This window comes from Streptomyces sudanensis (assembly GCF_023614315.1).
Taxonomy (GTDB): domain Bacteria; phylum Actinomycetota; class Actinomycetes; order Streptomycetales; family Streptomycetaceae; genus Streptomyces; species Streptomyces sudanensis.
Window position 1 is genome coordinate 3,651,472 of sequence record NZ_CP095474.1, and the last position, 249, is coordinate 3,651,720.

The 249-nt window shown below is 76.7% G+C and carries 1 protein-coding gene; it reads left to right on the top strand.

Annotation, left to right across the window (positions count from 1 at the left end):
- Positions 1 to 65: 65 nt before the first annotated feature.
- A partial coding sequence (locus tag MW084_RS16880; RefSeq protein WP_275563861.1) for a hypothetical protein occupies positions 66 to 249 on the top strand: 184 nt, incomplete at its 3' end.

The following is a 249-nucleotide window of genomic DNA, read 5'->3' on the forward strand; positions in this document are numbered from 1 at the left end:
GGGTACCCGTAGCCCGCCCGTCCCGCGCCGGGGCGGGGAGACCGGCGAGCCACCGGAGGCACGAGATGAACGACCCCATGAACGACCCCATGAGCGACCCGGGGGGCTACCCCACCCCGTCCCAGGCGGAAGGGGAGCGGGACCCGGACGCCGAGGAGCACCCCGACGTGGCCCGGACGACCCCGTCCCAGGCGGAGGGGGAGCGGTCGGCGGAGGACGACGAAGACGGCGGGGAGGACGGGGTCGTCC